18 protein-coding genes and 1 pseudogene are annotated in these 15,810 nt (G+C 70.1%); all 19 read left to right on the top strand.

Annotated elements, in window-relative coordinates:
- The 19 genes and pseudogenes from PYR91_RS28180 to PYR91_RS28090 all read left to right on the top strand — a co-directional run bounded on the left by PYR91_RS28180 (nucleotide 1) and on the right by PYR91_RS28090 (nucleotide 15,772).
- Entirely contained in the window at nucleotides 1-2,610 is a 2,610-nt protein-coding gene (locus PYR91_RS28180; protein ID WP_279784555.1) for an alkaline phosphatase D family protein, read from the top strand.
- A complete protein-coding gene (locus tag PYR91_RS28175; protein ID WP_279784553.1) occupies nucleotides 2,610-3,437 on the top strand; it encodes a hypothetical protein in 828 nt (275 codons plus the stop codon). The genes PYR91_RS28180 and PYR91_RS28175 overlap by 1 nt, the downstream gene beginning before the upstream one ends.
- 1 nt (nucleotide 3,438) lies before the next feature.
- Entirely contained in the window at nucleotides 3,439-3,891 is a 453-nt protein-coding gene (locus PYR91_RS28170; RefSeq protein ID WP_279784551.1) for a hypothetical protein, read from the top strand.
- Nucleotides 3,891-4,325 carry an HK97 gp10 family phage protein gene (locus PYR91_RS28165; protein WP_279784549.1) on the top strand — a complete coding sequence of 145 codons (435 nt, stop codon included), beginning with the start codon at nucleotides 3,891-3,893 and terminating at the stop codon, nucleotides 4,323-4,325. The genes PYR91_RS28170 and PYR91_RS28165 overlap by 1 nt, the downstream gene beginning before the upstream one ends.
- An 18-nt stretch (nucleotides 4,326-4,343) precedes the next feature.
- Nucleotides 4,344-4,847: a hypothetical protein gene (locus tag PYR91_RS28160; RefSeq protein WP_279784548.1), complete on the top strand. Its 504-nt coding sequence runs from the start codon at nucleotides 4,344-4,346 to the stop codon at nucleotides 4,845-4,847.
- A 10-nt stretch (nucleotides 4,848-4,857) separates the two neighbouring features.
- On the top strand, nucleotides 4,858-5,136 hold the full coding sequence (locus PYR91_RS28155) for a hypothetical protein (protein WP_279784546.1): 279 nt from the start codon (nucleotides 4,858-4,860) through the stop codon (nucleotides 5,134-5,136).
- Complete coding sequence (locus PYR91_RS28150) at nucleotides 5,136-5,618, top strand: hypothetical protein (RefSeq protein WP_279784544.1); 483 nt, start codon at nucleotides 5,136-5,138, stop codon at nucleotides 5,616-5,618. The genes PYR91_RS28155 and PYR91_RS28150 overlap by 1 nt, the downstream gene beginning before the upstream one ends.
- 7 nt (nucleotides 5,619-5,625) lie before the next feature.
- Entirely contained in the window at nucleotides 5,626-6,027 is a 402-nt protein-coding gene (locus PYR91_RS28145) for a hypothetical protein (protein WP_279784543.1), read from the top strand.
- Between the two features lie 14 nt (nucleotides 6,028-6,041).
- Nucleotides 6,042-6,293 (top strand): hypothetical protein, encoded by a 252-nt coding sequence (locus tag PYR91_RS28140; protein ID WP_279784541.1) that lies wholly within the window; start codon nucleotides 6,042-6,044, stop codon nucleotides 6,291-6,293.
- 2,689 nt (nucleotides 6,294-8,982) lie between these two features.
- Nucleotides 8,983-9,075 (top strand): annotated as a pseudogene (locus PYR91_RS28135) (NlpC/P60 family protein); the annotation flags it as partial.
- A 500-nt stretch (nucleotides 9,076-9,575) separates the two neighbouring features.
- Nucleotides 9,576-12,017 carry a hypothetical protein gene (locus PYR91_RS28130; RefSeq protein WP_279784540.1) on the top strand — a complete coding sequence of 814 codons (2,442 nt, stop codon included), beginning with the start codon at nucleotides 9,576-9,578 and terminating at the stop codon, nucleotides 12,015-12,017.
- 1 nt (nucleotide 12,018) lies between these two features.
- Nucleotides 12,019-12,531, top strand: coding sequence for a hypothetical protein (locus tag PYR91_RS28125; RefSeq protein ID WP_279784539.1), 513 nt, complete (start codon nucleotides 12,019-12,021; stop codon nucleotides 12,529-12,531).
- A gap of 3 nt (nucleotides 12,532-12,534) precedes the next feature.
- A complete protein-coding gene (locus tag PYR91_RS28120) occupies nucleotides 12,535-13,050 on the top strand; it encodes a hypothetical protein (protein WP_279784537.1) in 516 nt (171 codons plus the stop codon).
- Nucleotides 13,050-13,571: a hypothetical protein gene (locus tag PYR91_RS28115; RefSeq protein WP_279784536.1), complete on the top strand. Its 522-nt coding sequence runs from the start codon at nucleotides 13,050-13,052 to the stop codon at nucleotides 13,569-13,571. Before PYR91_RS28120 ends, PYR91_RS28115 begins: the two co-directional genes overlap by 1 nt.
- A complete protein-coding gene (locus tag PYR91_RS28110; RefSeq protein ID WP_279784534.1) occupies nucleotides 13,568-13,963 on the top strand; it encodes a hypothetical protein in 396 nt (131 codons plus the stop codon). Before PYR91_RS28115 ends, PYR91_RS28110 begins: the two co-directional genes overlap by 4 nt.
- A 56-nt stretch (nucleotides 13,964-14,019) precedes the next feature.
- Entirely contained in the window at nucleotides 14,020-14,445 is a 426-nt protein-coding gene (locus PYR91_RS28105; RefSeq protein ID WP_279784532.1) for a hypothetical protein, read from the top strand.
- Nucleotides 14,442-14,765 carry a hypothetical protein gene (locus PYR91_RS28100; protein ID WP_279784530.1) on the top strand — a complete coding sequence of 108 codons (324 nt, stop codon included), beginning with the start codon at nucleotides 14,442-14,444 and terminating at the stop codon, nucleotides 14,763-14,765. The genes PYR91_RS28105 and PYR91_RS28100 overlap by 4 nt, the downstream gene beginning before the upstream one ends.
- 15 nt (nucleotides 14,766-14,780) lie before the next feature.
- On the top strand, nucleotides 14,781-14,936 hold the full coding sequence (locus tag PYR91_RS28095; protein ID WP_279784529.1) for a hypothetical protein: 156 nt from the start codon (nucleotides 14,781-14,783) through the stop codon (nucleotides 14,934-14,936).
- Nucleotides 14,933-15,772, top strand: coding sequence for a CHAP domain-containing protein (locus PYR91_RS28090; protein ID WP_279784527.1), 840 nt, complete (start codon nucleotides 14,933-14,935; stop codon nucleotides 15,770-15,772). Before PYR91_RS28095 ends, PYR91_RS28090 begins: the two co-directional genes overlap by 4 nt.
- The last annotated feature ends 38 nt before the right edge of the window (nucleotides 15,773-15,810 follow it).

The raw sequence follows: 15,810 nt of genomic DNA, 5'->3' as shown, positions 1-15,810 counted from the left end.
GTGGTAGCGCGCGCGGCGGTGCTCGGTGACGGTGGCACCAACGGGGCCACCGTCACCACCACCAACACCGGGCGTAAAGCGGGCGTGCCGGTGGACTCGGTCACCATCGGCTCCGGCGCCACGCTCACCTGGGACACCACCCGCGCCTACCACGGCAACGCCTCCATGCGGCTCACCACCGGCGCGGCGGCCAACGCCTGGGTGCGCTGGGAGTCGATGTACCGGCCGGCGTCCGGAGCCGCCCAGGTCGCCACGGTGTGGCTGTACCAGACGGCGTTCACGCCGACGAGCAGCATCGTGTTCGTCGCGAACAGCTCATTGCAGCGGATCTGCGAGTTCCGGGTGTCGAGCGCGGGCCGAATCCGCGCGCTCAACAGCGCCGGCACACAGATCCTGGAGACCACCAACGCGATCAGCCTGAACACCTGGGTACGGATCGACTGCCTGTTCACGCCGCACGCCTCGGCGGGGGTCTTACAGGTCAAGCTGTACAACAACCCCGCGTCGAGCACCCCGACCGAGTCGACGTCGGTGTTCACCGCGCAGAACTTGCGGCAGACGCAGGTCGACCAGGTCTACATCGGTGACACCATCTCGGCTGCCTCGCAAAGCTGCTGGTTGCAGGCGCACGTCACCGACGGGTCGCCGCCGCCGTTCGGACAGGTCGGCTGGGTCGCATCCAGGTGGCTGGGCGCGGTGACGGACACCTCGGCCAGCGTCGCCGCGCGCATCCTCGGCGGGGCGTCGGCCCGGCTGGTGGTGTCCACCTCCCCGTCACTGACCAGCCCGTCGTACTCCAGCTCGCAGAGCCCGGACTCCGACGGCACCGTGCGTATGACCGCCACGGGACTCACCGCCGGGACGCAGTACTACTACGCGGTCGAGGTCGACGGGACCATAGACCCGGACTCGGCCGGGTCCTTCCGAACCGCGCCGACCCCGGGCAGCGAGGCGTCGTTCCAGTTCATCGCGGCGGCGTGCGCGGCCACCAACAGCAACGCCGCGGTGTTCGACGCCATCGTGACGGCCAACCCCGACTTCATGATCCATCTCGGGGATTTGCACTACCAGGACATCTCGACGAACAACGAGACGGCCTACCACGCGGCCTACGACCGGGTGATGGCCTCGCCCCGGCAGCGCGCCCTGTTCGGCACTGTGCCGACCCCGTACATCTGGAGCGACCACGACGCCACGGGCGACAACGGCGACGGCACCGCCGCCAGCATCCCGGCCGCGAACGCCGTCTACCGCTCCAGGGTCCCGGCGCATGCCGACATGCCGAGCACCACCGGCACCTACTTCAGCTTCGTTCGTGGCCGGGTGAAGTTCGTCTGCACCGACGGCAGGAGCTTCGCCTCCCCGATCGCCGCGACCGACAACAGCTCGAAGACCAAGCTCGGGACCACGCAACGGACCTGGCTGATCACCGAGCTGACCGACCCGGACTACCCGGTCAAGATCTGGGCGCACGAGGACGCGATCAGCAACGGGTCGACGTTCACGGGGGACGACACCTGGTCGGCGTACTCGACTGAGCGCGCGACGATCCTCGCGGCCATCGCAGGTGAGCGCGTGGCGTACGTGTGCGCCGACCTGCACATGGTGGCCGCCGACGACGGGAGCAACGTTCCCGCCGTCGGGGCGGCCTCCGGACTCCCGGTGCACGTGTGCGGCCCGCTGGACCAGACCAGCTACCTGGGCAACGGCACCTACTCGGCGGGACGCTACCCCGCGTCCAACGACGTCGCGGTCAACCAGTACGGCTGGTTCGAGGTCACCGACACAGGCGACGCGATCGAGCTGCTGTACGAGGGCCGGTCCGCCGACGGCACCGTGCGGGTCACGCAGACCACGACGTGGACCGGCCTGGCCGAGACGATCACGGGTGACCTCGCCGCGACGCTGCCCGCACTCACCGGGGTGGGGTCCGCGTCCGTCGCGGTGACGGGCACGGCGGCTGCAACCCTGCCGGGGCTGACCGGCTCGGCGTCAGCGGTCGTCGCCGTCTCAGGATCCGGGGCCGCCACGCTGCCTCCGCTGACCGGGCAGGCAAGCGGCACAGTCGCCGTCACCGCCCAGGCCGCAGCCACGCTGCCGCCTCTCACTGCCGAGGGCACCGGCACCGTTACCGTCCTCGGGTCCGCTGCCGCAGTGCTGCCCGCGCTGACCGGCGACGGCGCTGCGAGCGTGTCGGTTGCCGGGACGCTCACCGCCCAACTCCCGGCCCTCACCGCAGCCGGAACCGCCGTGGTGGAGTCCGACGGCGGGTTCCTCGCAGCGACCCTGCCCGCGCTCACCGGGCAGGGCTTTGCCACGGTCACCGTGACCGCCGCCGCCGCGGCGACCTTGCCGGCGCTGACGGGGACGGGCACGGCGGAGGTCGTCCCGAGCAGCGGCACGCTGGCCGCCGTCCTGCCTGCGCTCACGAGCGCCGGGGTCGCGACCGTGCGCGTGACCGGCATCCTCGCAGCGACCCTGCCCGCACTGGTGGGCGGACCGGCCGACTCCGTACCCGAGACGTCCCGAGGGGCGATAAGCCCCCGCTTCCGGCCGGCGCCAGCGATGGCGTCGCGAGTGCGCGCGGGCGCGACGATGGGAGGCCGCTGATGTCGTGGGACCTGGGGGACGTCGTTCCCCTGTCGATCGCCATTACCAACGAGAACGGGCAGCCGGAGGACGCCGGGCAGGTCATGCTCACCGTCACCCGCCCGGACGGCACCATCGACACTCAGGGGCCGATCGTCTCGACGACACCCGGGGTGTACGACGTCGACTACCCGGCTGCGCAGGTGGGTCGCCACCGGTGGCGCATGGTCGCAACCGGTGCGAACGCCAGTGCCTTCGGCGACGTGTTCGAGGTGGTCGCCGCCGACGACGGTGTGTTCATCAGCCTCGCCGACGCGCGAGCCCATCTGAAGAACAGCTCGGCTGCCGATGAGGCCAAGCTGCGCGGGATCATCGCCGCGGCCTGCCAGATGATCACCGACCGAATGGGGGCGGTGGCCCCGGTCACCGTCGTGCACGAGGTGACGGCATGCCGGGGCGTGGCGGTGCTGCCGACGCGTCCGGTCATCAGCGTGTCCAGCGTGCTGCGCCTGCCCGGCCTGGAGCCGCTGCTCCCAGGTGACGATGGGTGGACGTTGACCAGCCGTGAAGGCGTCCTGGAGGGCGTCCTGAGCACCTCCCGGTGGCGCCACCGGGTGCGGGTCACCTACCTCGCTGGTCGGTCTCCTATCCCGGCGAACTTCCGCCTGGCCGCACTGGAGCTGACGGCGCACCTGTGGCGCACCACCCAGCACAACTCCGGCGGCGGACGCCCGGGGCTGGTCGTGGACGAGCAGGTGATCCCCGGGGTGTCGTACGCCCTGCCGTACACGGTGCGGCAACTTCTCGGCCTGGACAAACGACCGCGAGACGAAATCTTGGTGGGCTGAAATGAACGTCATCTCCACCGTCCCGATTGCGCTGGACGCACTGGTGGCCGCGGCCCGCAGGGCACTGCCCGGGGTGCAGGTGGTCGACGGTGACCCGGTGGAGGACATCGCCGACAAGCTGATGTGCATCGGCTACGGCGCCGACCCGGACGAGCCGGTCGTGGAGATGGTCCGCACCCGCGACCAGGCCACCACCACCCCCGAGCACGAGTCGTACACGGTGACGTGCGGCGCCTGGGCCTGGCCCGGACATGAGGTGGACATCAAAGCGGCGCGGGATCAGGTGTACGCGATGCTGTCGGCGTTCGCCGCCGAGCTGGCCGCCGACCCGACGCTCGGCGACGTCGTCGCGCGGGCGCAGATCACCACCGACTCCTACGCCCAGGGGCAGACCGACCGCGGCGCGTCGGCCGGCGTGCGGTTCACGATCGCCGTGGACGCCTGGAAGCCGTGATGGCCCAGCCCCGCACCGGTACCGATGACCTGCGCAGCCTCATCCGCAGCTTGGGCAAGCTGCCCGACGACATGCGCAAGGAACTGCGTCCGGTGCTGCGCAAGGCTGGGCAAGAGGCGCTGACCCAGGCACGGGCGAACGCCTCGTGGTCCACCCGCATCCCCAAGGCCACCAAGCTCAGCGTGTCGTTCGCCAAGCGCCGCCCCGGGATCGCCCTCACGGTCAACGCAGCCCGGGCGCCGCACGCCCGAGCGCTGGAGAACCTCGGGGCCCCGGGGTTCTTCCGGCACCCGCTGTTCGGTAACCGGCGGCGCTGGGTGCGGCAGAAGACCCGCCCGTTCCTGTGGCCGGCGGCCCGCGCGCAGCTCTCCCAGGTGGACTCCGATATCGCGGCGGCGGTCGATGTGGCCGCCCGCAAGCACGGCTTCAAATGATGATCGAAAGGAACCTTGATGGCCTTCAGCCTGCGGGCGTTCTTTCAGCTTGAGTCTGAGCTGACCAGCCCGCTTGACCTGTCCACCGTGTCGTCGCCGACCGGCTTGTCCCAGCAGATGAACTTCGCCCAGGGCGCGGGCGCCGGGCAGGCCGACATGGTCTTCGGGGACCGGCGCACCATCGCTGCCTCGGCGACCGACAGCCTCGACCTCGCCGGCGGGCTCACGGGCCCGTTCGGTGCCGCGTTGACGTTCGCCCGGATCAAGATGCTGGTCGTCCGCGCGGTGGCTGGCAACACCAACAACGTCAACGCCACCCGCCCGGCCTCCAACGGCGTCCCGTGGCTGCTCGCCGCCGGCGATGGCATCGCGGTGCAGCCCGGCGGGATGTTCGTTTGGCACGCCCCCACCGCGGCTGGTGTCGTCGTCACCCCAAGCACGGGCGACCTCATCGACTTCGTCAACTCCGGTGCCGGGACCACGGTGACCTACGACGTCATCATCGCCGGCGCGGCCACCTAGGAGCAGAGCCATGGAAGAGCTGGACCTGGAGATGGTGGAGATGACCCACCCGGACATCGACGGCGGCAAGCGGGTGGTGCCCGTGCCCCGGGTGGCGTTCGAGCACCACCACGCCCGCGCCGGATGGGAACTGGTCGACGACGAGGCCGCGGCAGATGCCGCCGAGCCGGACGCACCCCCATCGGGCGAACCCGCCAAGACGCAGGCCCTGGAGCATCAGCCCGGGGCTGACACCGACAAGCCGACGGCGCGTCGGCGCGCCAGCAGCAAGGAAGAGGGGGCTGAGTGATGGCTGCCACGCCGATCACGCCGTTCACGCCGTACTACACCAAGGGCAACATCAAGTGGGTGTGGGCGCCGGCCGTGGCGCTCAAGACCGCCCCCGCGCGTGCGGAGATCAACCTCGGCACCGACGTCACCCAGATCGTCAATAGCTGGGACGGCTGGTCCAAGACCGCGAACTTCATCGACATCCCGAACCCGAACGACCGGTACACCGGCAAGGTCCCGGGCGGTATCGAGGCGGCGGACTCCTCGCTGACCTGCTACCTGAACAAGGCGGGGGTCGACGCCCGGCAGTTGCTGCCGGAGCTGTCGGAGGGGTTCATGTTCCGGTTCGACGCCCAGGACATCCCCGGCCGGTTGTTCGACGTGTTCCCCAGCACGGTCGCCTCGCACTCCAAGGAGTTCGAGATGGACGGCGTCCCCATGGTGGTCATCAGCTTCGCCATCACGTCCGAGCCCGCCACCAACGTCACCATCCCTGCGTAGGAGAACCGTGGAACTGATCAGCAAGGACGCCCTGTGGCAGGTCCGCTGCCCCGAGGAGGACGTGCCGCTGCGTCGCCCCGACGGCAGCGCGCTGGGCACGATGCGGCTGCGGGGGCTGACCGGCGAGCAGGTCAACGAGTGGCAGGACCAGGTGACCGAGCAGGTGGGCAACCACCGCCGCCAGTCCAAGCACACCATGGCCCAGCTCATCGTCAGGTCCGCGATCACCGCCGAAGGGGCCCCGTACTTCGAGCCCCATGAGGTTCTGCGCGTCTCCCAGATGCCCGGGTACCTGCTCACCCAGCTCACCCCGGTCGCGATGCGCCTGTCGGGGCTGGGCGAGGACGACATCAAGGAGCTGGTCGAGGATTTCGGCGCAGGCCCGAGCGAGCCCGATACCACCGACTAGCTCTCGCGTTCGGGATGCCGGTTTCCCAGATGCTCCAGCAGGTCTCAGGCCGGACGCTCGCCGAGTGGGAAGCGTACGAGCACCTGTACGGGCCGATCGGCGTAGAGGCACGGGTCGACCGGGCGGCGGCGCTGATCGCCCAGCAACTCGCCAACGCGTTCCGCCCGCCCAAGACGCGGGAGTTCGCCATCGAGGACTTCCTGCCGAACTGGGCCGGGCGCCCACTCCACACCGAGGGGGATGCTGGTGGCTGGCCTGCTGCGTAACCTCCGCATCGTCCTCGGCGTCGACTTCGACGAGAAGGGCCTCAAGAAGGCCGATAAGGCGCTCGCACAAATCGACGCCAAGCTAGGGAAGATCGGCCGCACCGGTGCGGTGGCTGGCGGCCTCGCGGCGCTGACGGGCAGCGCCACTGCCCTGGTCGGGGCGCTGCTGCCCGCCGCGCCGGCCGTGGCCGCGATGCCTGCGGCGATGGCGGCTACCAAGGTGGCCGCCGGGACGCTGAAAGTCGGGCTGATCGGGGTCTCCGACGCCGTTGAGGCGCTGGCGAACGACGACCTGGCCGCCTTGGACGAAGCCCTCGCCAAGCTGTCACCAGCCGCGCGCGGCTTCGCCCGGGAGGCGTCCCGGTGGAAGGGCGCGTTCGACCCTATCCAGCGGGCCGTGCAGGACCGCTTGTTCGCTGGCGTGGCCAAGGACATGCGCCCGGTGGCCACCAACCTGTTGCCGGGGATCCGCACCGGGATGCTGGACGTGGCCGGGAGCTTCAACTTCGGCACCCGGGAGGCGTTGCGGTTCGCCGCAACACCCATGGCCCGGGGCGCGGTGAACAAGACGTTCGCGTCGACCTCGCGCATCATGACCACCCTCGGCGGCGCCGTCCGCCCGGCGCTGGCCAGCGTCACACAGTTGACGGTGGCGGGTCTGCCGCTGGCTGAACGCATGTCTCAGTGGGCGGCGAACGGCGCGAAGTCGGCGGCGGGATTCCTGACCTCTGCGGAGGGCGCGGCCAAGCTGGACCGGGTCGTCGACCGGGCCGGGGACACGCTGGCCAGCCTCGGCCGGATCACCAAGAACATCGGCGTCGGTGTGCTCGGCGTGTTCGGCCAGATGGAGGACTCCGGTGAAGGAGTCCTGGACACGGTGGAACGCCTCACCGCGCGGTTCGCCGCCTGGACCAAGACAGCCCAGGGTCAAGAGGAGATCGCTAACGCCCTGGGCTTGGTGCGTGAGGTCGCCGCCGACCTGGGAGCGGTGCTGCCGCTGGTCGCCGGGCCACTCGGCCTGGTGGCCAACATCCTCACCTCCTTGCCTGAGCCGCTGCGCGGCGTCGTCACACAGGGGTTGGCCCTGGCCCTGATCGTGGGCCCACTGGCCGGCAAGTTCGGGGCCCTGGCCTCAGCCGGGCTGCACGCCGCCGACGGCGTACGCCAGATGCGCGACAAGGTTGCCGACGCCGGTGGGCCGATGGCCGCCCTGGGGGCGGGGGCGTCGCGGACGCGGAGCCTTCTCGGCTCGGTGACCGGTGTGCTGGCCGGCCCGTGGGGTATGGCGCTCGGCGGCGCCGTCGCCGCGCTTGGGCTGTTCGCCACCCGTAACGACGAGGCCGAGCGCCGGGTGGCTGACCTCACCGATTCCCTGGTGAAGAACAAGGGCGCCCTGGACGACAACGCGATCTCCAACGTCAAGAACCGGCTGGAGACCGAAGGCGTCTATAAGGCCGCCCAGCAACTCGGCATCCGCCTGGACATGGTGACCCGGGCGGCGCTCGGCGAGACCGACGCCCTGGGCCAGGTCAACTCCCAGCTCCAGACGCACGCCACCAACGTCCAGATCACCGGCGGCCGGCTCGGCACCTTCTCCGTGGCACAGAAGCAGCTCACCGGCGGCGCCCTGCTGGTGAAGAACGCGGTAGGCGGCAGCAACGCCGAACTGGCCAACGCCCGAGAGCAGTACCAGCGCCTCACCGCGGCCTCACCGAAGGTCGCCGCCGGAGCGTCCGAGGTCGCGGGCAGCATGACCGACGTCGAAACCTCCGCAGGCCGAGCGGCAGGCAAGGTCGGGACCCTGACCAGCAAGCTGGCCGGGTTCAAGGCGATGACCGGGGACGTCGACATGGCGGCCATCGGGTTCCGCGACAGCATGGACGAGCTGTCGTCGGCCCTGGGCAAGAACAGCCTGCGGCTCGACGCCCGCACCGGGAAGATCAACATCTCGAACAAGGCCGGTCGGGAGAACAACCGCCTGCTCATCGACGCGATCCGCTCCGCCGCCGACCACGCCGACAAGGTCCGCAAGCAGACCGGCAGCGTCGACAGGGCCAACACGACGTTCGCGCGGCATATCGAGCGGCTGCGTGGCGTGCTGGAGAAGTCCGGGCTGTCCAAGACTGCGATCGACCGGCTGATCCAGCGCTATGTCACCATGCCCGAGGCGATCAACAAGGCAACCAAGAAGATCAACGACCGGACCGTGCGGATCGAGGTCAAGGCCGGCGGCAAGCTGATCGGCTACAAGGTGCAGGGCGGCACCATCCCGGTCTACGCCTCCGGCGGCATCCTGCCGGGCTACACCCCCGGCCGCGACGTCCACCTGTTCAACAGCCCAACCGGCGGATCCCTAGGGTTGTCCGGCGGCGAAGCGGTCATGCGACCGGAGTGGACCAAAGCGGTTGGCCCCGGCCTCGTCGACTACTGGAACGCCAAGGCCCGCACTGGCGGGGTGTCCGCCGTCCGCAACGCCATGGGCGAAGGCGTGGGCGTCGGTCGCCACCGGTTGCGCGGGGAGGGCGCGTTCTTCGCCGACGGCGGCATCATCCACCGCGGTGGCGTCACCGGCCTGGACCGGGTACGCGAGATCACCACGGCGGCCAACCGGCTCTACGGCCAATGGGCCACCACCATCGGCAAGGACGTCGCCAAGAAGGTCAACAAGGACTTCGCCGGCGGACCCGGCGTACAGGGCGCGCTGCGGTGGGCCCGTGCGCAGGGCGGAAAGCCCTACGTCTGGGGTGGTGTGGGCCCGCGCGGCTACGACTGCTCGGGCCTGTGGTCCGCCGTGGTCAACAAGATCAAGGGGAAGAACCCGCACTCGCGCCTGTTCTCCACGCACTCCTTCGGCGCCAACAGCGGGCCCGGTGGATTCCGCCGCGGGCTTCGCAGTCCCGTGATGGTCGGCGTCACCGATGCCGGTGTCGGGCACATGGCCGGCACCCTGGCCGGGGTCAACGTCGAGTCCCGTGGCAGCCGCGGCGTGGTCATCGGCGGCGGTGCCCGCGGCGCCAGCAACGGGCTGTTCACCCGCCGGTACGGCATGAAGGTGATGGACTCCGGCGGCGTTCTCGGCCCTGGAGAACTCCAGTACAACGGCACCCCCCGGCCTGAGTACACCTTCACCCAGCGGCAGTTGCACGAGGGCGTCGCCGGTCCCCGCATCGAGGTGCACAACCACTTCAACATCCCCAACCACCCCAACATGAACGCAATCGCGAAAGATCTTTACGAGATGCTGGATGGGTACATGGCCAAGTCGAAGCGACGGCTTCCGGCGTGAGTTATCCGCAGATCATCGTCGAGTGCCAGTTCACTGAGCCGACCTGGACCGACATCTCGCCGTGGCTGCGGGGGGCGTCGGTCCAGCGCGGGTCCTCACGGGTGGAGTCTCCGATCACCCGCTATGACGCGGGGACGGCCACCATCCGCCTGGACAACCGGGACAGGCGGTTCGACCCGACCAACCTCGCGGGGCCGTACACCGAGGCGTACGCCTCCGACAGCGGGGTGCGGACGTTCACGTGCGAGGTCACCCAGTCCTACGGTCAGGGCTGGACGGTCGACGTCAAGTCGGCGGTCGGCCTCCAGGCCAGCGTGGTGGGCGTCTCCTCGCGCGCGTCCGGTACGACCGGCAGCTTCACCGTGTCCAAGCCGTCCGGTGTCCTGTCCGGGCACAGGCTGCTGGCGTTCCACTTCTGCGACGTCGGCACCACCCTGGGGTCGATGGGCACCCCGACCGGTGGCGCGTCCTGGGGGACGGCCATCGGCACCCGCTCCGAGGGCGATGACACGCTGCTGGGCAAGGTGTGGGCCAAGACCGCCGGCGGCAGCGAGCCCAGCAGCTACACCTTCACGCAGAACTCCGGCGCTGACGGCGTGGTCATCATCGTCGCCGTGCGGGACTGGGACGCTTCCTCCTCCGAGGTCGTCCTCTCCCAGTCCAACCCGGAGTCCGCCGCGATGGGGACGCCCGCCACCACGCCGCACGCGACTAACGACCTGGAGATCCGGGTCGCGGCCGGGTCGCAGGGCGGCGCCTCGGGTGCGACGTGGACCCCGCCGCAGGATGACGGCTGGTCGGAGCTGGCCGACCGGCAGTCCGGCTCCTACACCACAGCATCCTTGGCGGCCAAGCAGCTCACCGGGTTCGGCAGCGGCAGCGCGACCCGGGTCAAGCCCGGCCGGCCGATTCGCCTGCGCGCGAGCTTCCCCTTCGCCGCGACCACCAACCTGGTGCAGAACCCCTCGTTCGAGACCGACACCACCGGGTGGGCGGCCACCGCGAACACCGCTATCTCCCGGGTGCCGGACGTGGCCCGGCACGGCGGCTACGCCCTGGAGATCCGCCGGACCGCGACCAACCCACCGTTTCAGCTCTACGGCGCTGCGGTCGCCTCTGTCGCGGGCGGTGCGACCACCGGGGAGACCGTCACCATCTCGGCGTGGGTGTACATCCCGGCCGCGTCGTTCCCCAAGGTCACCGGCATCGTCATCGGCGCCGACGGGGTGACGTTCGACTTCGTGTCGACAGCCGGGCTGGTCGCAGACGCCTGGTACCGGGTCACCCGCACCGCCGTCCTGACCGCGACCTTGGACGACATCGAGGTCCAGGTCTGGACCAACGACACCCACGCCGATGGGCAGATCGTCGCCTACATCGACGCCGTCCAAGCCGAGGAGAAGCCCGCGGCGACGCCGTACTGCGACGGGTCCCTGCCGGCGTGCTCGTGGACCGGCACCGCGCACGCCTCCTCCAGCTCCCGGCCCGCGTCGTTCACCTGGGATCTGTTCACCGGGTTCGTGGACGACTGGCTGATCAACTGGACGCAGACTTACGACTCCGAGGTCACCGTGCCATGCACCGACGGCCTTGGCGTGCTGGCCGACTACGACCGCGCCCCGGTCGCGGCCGTCGGTGCCGGGGAAGACGCCGGCGACCGGGTCGAGCGCATCCTGGACTCACTGGACTGGCCAGCCTCAGACCGGCAGATCGCCGTCGGCAACACCACGCTCCAAGCCACCACCCTGGAGGGCGACGGCCTGTCGGAGTTGCAGCTCGTCGCGGACACCGAGATCGGCGAGGTGTACGTCAACGGGTCCGGTGACGTGGTGTTCCGCAACCGGCAGGGCCTGCTCGTCGACACCCGGTCCACCATCGCGCAGGCCCGGTTCGGACCCGGCGGTTCAGCGCGCGGGCGGCTGACCTACCACGACGTCGGCGTGGCCTACGACCGTTCCCAGATGGCCAACCACGTCAGGATCGCGCGGGTGGGCGGTGCGCCGCAGACCGCGTCCGATGCCGCCTCACGCGCGGAGTACCGCACCAAGACCTATCCGCGCGACGACCTGATCATGCAGTCCGACGCCGAGGCCCTGGCCTACGCCCAGTGGGTGCTGTCCATCGCCAAGGAACCCGAGCTGCGGTTCGACCAACTCGTGGTCCGACCCGAGGCCGACCCCGACGAGTTGTTCCCCGTGGTCCTCGGCCGGGAGATCGGAGACCGGATCCTCATCGAACGCCAACCCCCCGGAGGTGGTGACCTGGTGTCCCGCGAGGTGTTCATCAGAGGCGTCACCCACGAGATCGGTGCGGGGCGGGGTGGGGCACCACGGTGGGAGACCTCGTGGCCGTTGCAGGCCGCCGGCCGCGCGGGTTCGTTCTGGACGCTCGGCCACCCGACGCTCGGCCGGGTCGACTCCAACTCGCTGGTGTACTGACGTGCCGTTTAAGACGTGGGGCCACGACGAAGTCGGCTACGCCGCGGACCTGAACCGCTTCTGGGTGCAGGGCATGCACGTCAACAAAACCTCCGACCAGGCGGTCACCAACTCCACGACCCTGGTCAACGACTCCCAGCTTCTGCTCGCGGTGCAGGCGAACACCGACTACTGGGTGGAGGCGTTCGTCATCTACAACGCCCCCACCGCCAACGACATGCAGCTCGCGTGGAACACCCCCTCAGGCGCCACGCTGAACTGGTCGAACAACGGGCTCGCGCTCGCCGCCACCGGCAGCGTGGACCGGGTCAGCCGCACCGCACTCACCGCGGCCAGTACCGCCACCATCGGCGGGTCCAGCGGGGATGCGATCTGCGCAATGAAGGGCATCCTGCGCACCGCGGGATCCTCGGGGAGCTTGCAGATGCGGTTCGCGCAGAACACCGCCGGGGCCGGCACCAACGTCACCGTGAAGACCGGATCGCAGATCATCCTCACCCGGCTGAAGGTCTGACCCATGCCCATCAAGGATTTCCAGGTCGGGGCACCGCCCACGGCCGCCAACATCAACCGCTACTTCCAGCAAAGGGCCCACGTGGTCCGCAGCACCAACAAGTCGATCACCTCGACGACCACGGCACAGAACGACGACCAGCTCTTCCTCCAGGTGCAAGCCAACACCGACTACTGGCTTGAGGCGTTCCTGATCTACGACGGCGCGACCGGCGGAGACATCAAGATTGGGTGGTCGGTGCCGTCCGGCGCCACCTTGGAGTGGACCTCCAACGGGCTCACCGACGGCGCCACCTCCACCGCTGATGACCTGTGGCGCCGCCGCCGCTCAGCCGCCCAGGACGAGATCTGCGGGGCGCTCGGCGCCGGCACCAACGCGGTGGCCATGCCCGAGGGCCTGCTGCGGGTCGCCTCCACGGCCGGGCCGCTGCGGCTGCGCTGGGCGCAGGGAGCCTCCTCGGCCACCTCGACCATCGTCAAGTCCGGCTCCCTGCTGATGGTCTCCCGGATGGTGCCCTGATGCCCATCAAGGACTTCACCGACGGCGAGCGCCCACCCGCCTCCGACCTCAACCGGTACCCGCTGCAACAGGTCCACATCATCAAAACCGCTGATGAGACCTACAACTCCACCGTGATGCAGGACGACAACCACCTGTTCCTAGACGTGGTCGCCGGCACCGAGTACTGGGTGCAGGCGTTCCTCATCTACGAGGCCGACGAACGGGAAGATTTCAAGATCGGGTTTGTCGGGCCCAGCGGCTCCACGTTCGACTGGATGTCGGACTCGCTGATCTCCTCCGGCGTCACCAGCTCCGGCCCGGTCTCCCGATCCCTGCAAGCGTTCGGCAACACCCCCAGCCCCGGCGGGGTGGGGCAGGGCACCTTCACCCGGTGCGTGGCCATGCCCCGCGGTGTGCTGCGCGTCGGCCTCACCAGCGGCGTGTTCCGCCTCCAATGGGCCAAGCTGTCCGGCTCTTTCGGCATCGCGACCACCGTCTACGCCGGGTCGCTGATCCGGGTGCGGAGGCTCACCACATGAGCAAGGGCGGCCCACCCGAGTGGCACCCCGACCCCGACAACCCCGACGAGATGGTCCGGATTCAGTGGATCTACTCCTACGGGCACCCTCTCGAACTGCCCTACGAGGACGCCGAGGCCATCACCCGCCAGTCCGCCGCGCAGCAGGCCGGCGGCCGGGTCATCAACTCCTACCCCGAACCGCTGGACGACGCCGCCTACCTGTGGACGCTGTGGCTGACCGACGTCCCCGGCTGGCAGGACGCACCGCCGCGCGAGGGCGACGGCCCACCGGTCGAGGAACCCCCGCAAGAGGAACCGCCCGCCGAGGAACCGCCGGACGAGGAGGACCCCCCGCCGGCGGACTCTGAGACCGAGCCGGACGAGCAGCAGGCCCCGCCGCCCGCCCCATAGACGTGCCGCCCGCCGCCTCCCGCGGGCGGCACCCCCCACGAAAGGCCGGAACGGTCATGATGATCAGTCGGCGCGAGAGGTTACGCCTCAACCCCTTCGGCACTGTCGCCGCCAGCGCAGCCGTCGTGCTCGGCGGCATCGCCGCCGTCCTCGGAGACGACATCTCCCAGGGCATGACCAACAGCCTGCGCGCCAGCGCCGAGATCATGGCCCACCTGTGGGGCGCCAGCCTGGCCGCCGGCGGCCTGCTCAAGCTGTACGGCCTGTACGCCGGCCGCTCCACCATGGAGATCCCTGGCCTGTGGATGATGGCCGGCGGCTACGGCTTCTACGCCATCACCGTGGTCGGCGGGCTCGGGCTCGGTGGCCTGGCCGCAGGCATCCTGTCCACCGCCCTGGCCGTCGGTTCCGTGATCAAAGTTCAGATCATCATGCGGCACGCCAGGAATGCCGTCCGCCTCCACGACGCGGAGGGCGAGTGACCTGGGGGCAGATCCTGCTGTCCATCGCCCAGGTAGCCGTCGGCGGCGGCATCGTCCAGGCCATCCTCGCGTTCACCCGGCGGCGCAGCGAACTGCGGCAGCTCGACCGGGGCTCGGACTCGGTCGCCGTAGAGACCGCCGACCAGGTCGTCGTGATGATGCGCACCGAGATGCAGGAGACCAAGGCCGAGAACAAGGAGCTCAAGGCCGACCTCGCCGACCAGCAACGCCAGATCGAAGCCCTCGCCGCGGAGGTGTCCAGCCTGCGCGCTGAGCTGGCGATCGCCCGGGCCGAGATCCACCGGCTGCAAGACGGCTGAACCGAAGGGAGAGCTGTGAGCGGACCATCCGAAGAGGCGCGGCTTGTCGAGCAGGGCGTCGACCGCCACGACTGGGGGCCCACCGAGGAAGACGAAGAGCAGGTGCTGGCAGACCTGGGCTACGTGCTCGACGACACCGGCATCTACCGCGGCGAAGGGGAGCCGCTGTGACCGCCGCGGCGGTGCTCGCCGAGGCCCGGCGCGACCTCGGCATGACCGGCCGGCCCAACCCGATCACCCGCGAGTACGCCGCCCGGCACGGCCAGGAGTTCCTGAACGCGCCGTGGTGCCAGATGAGCATCACCCACTGGGCCCGCCAGTCGCGAAGCGCCGACGCCGTGCTCCCGGCCGGGGACCGGGCGTTCACCGTGTGGCATGCCCAGGACGGGCAGCGCGCCGGCCGCTGGCATCCCGGCACCACCGCCAACATCCGCGCCCACGCCCGGCCCGGTGCCGTCGTCTTCTTCGACTGGGGCGGCAGCGACCAGATCGGCGCCATCGACCACGTCGGCATCGTCGAGCGCGTGCTGCCGGACGGCCGGGTGCAGACCATCGAGGGCAACACGGCGGACGCCTGCAAGCGCAGGGTCAGGGCCGCCAACGTGATCGCGGGGTTCTGGAACCCCGACTACCAGGAGGACGACATGCCCAGTGCCAAGGAGATCGCCGACGCCGTCTACGAGCGGATGACCGGCACCGTCACCGATGACGTGTGGGCGGCCCGCGAAGGCATCCTGGAGCCCGGCCAGAAGATCGACCCCAAGACCGCGTTCCGGCAGATCTGGGCGTACGGCAAAGACGGCCACGCCCAGCTCCGCGTGATCCTGGCCAAGCTGGGCGCCCAGGACATAGCCCTGCGGGCGCTGGCCGACGCGCTGGCTGCGCAGAACGACTCTGTCGACGCCGACGCGCTCGTTGCGCGGATCGAAGCGGCGATCGAGAACGTCCGGGTGCGGCTCGACGTCACCGACGACGACCCCGCCCCGGCGCCCGCTGCAACTAACTGAGCGGCGTTCGACTTTCTGACCTGCGGCGACGCGGGTCT

Source organism: Sphaerisporangium sp. TRM90804, from assembly GCF_029846175.1.
Classification (GTDB): Bacteria; Actinomycetota; Actinomycetes; order Streptosporangiales; family Streptosporangiaceae; genus Sphaerisporangium.
The sequence above is the reverse complement of the archived record's forward strand: the minus strand, read 5'-3'. Positions and strand labels throughout refer to the sequence as shown.

Excerpts from the sequence above, each read along its gene's own strand:
- PYR91_RS28175 (WP_279784553.1), top strand. The coding sequence starts at position 2,610 with ATGTCGTGGGACCTGGGGGACGTCGTTCCCCTGTCGATCGCCATTACC.
- PYR91_RS28170 (WP_279784551.1), top strand. The coding sequence starts at position 3,439 with ATGAACGTCATCTCCACCGTCCCGATTGCGCTGGACGCACTGGTGGCC.
- PYR91_RS28165 (WP_279784549.1), top strand. The coding sequence starts at position 3,891 with ATGGCCCAGCCCCGCACCGGTACCGATGACCTGCGCAGCCTCATCCGC.
- PYR91_RS28160 (WP_279784548.1), top strand. The coding sequence starts at position 4,344 with ATGGCCTTCAGCCTGCGGGCGTTCTTTCAGCTTGAGTCTGAGCTGACC.
- PYR91_RS28155 (WP_279784546.1), top strand. The coding sequence starts at position 4,858 with ATGGAAGAGCTGGACCTGGAGATGGTGGAGATGACCCACCCGGACATC.
- PYR91_RS28150 (WP_279784544.1), top strand. The coding sequence starts at position 5,136 with ATGGCTGCCACGCCGATCACGCCGTTCACGCCGTACTACACCAAGGGC.
- PYR91_RS28140 (WP_279784541.1), top strand. The coding sequence starts at position 6,042 with ATGCCGGTTTCCCAGATGCTCCAGCAGGTCTCAGGCCGGACGCTCGCC.
- PYR91_RS28120 (WP_279784537.1), top strand. The coding sequence starts at position 12,535 with ATGCCCATCAAGGATTTCCAGGTCGGGGCACCGCCCACGGCCGCCAAC.
- PYR91_RS28115 (WP_279784536.1), top strand. The coding sequence starts at position 13,050 with ATGCCCATCAAGGACTTCACCGACGGCGAGCGCCCACCCGCCTCCGAC.
- PYR91_RS28110 (WP_279784534.1), top strand. The coding sequence starts at position 13,568 with ATGAGCAAGGGCGGCCCACCCGAGTGGCACCCCGACCCCGACAACCCC.
- PYR91_RS28105 (WP_279784532.1), top strand. The coding sequence starts at position 14,020 with ATGATGATCAGTCGGCGCGAGAGGTTACGCCTCAACCCCTTCGGCACT.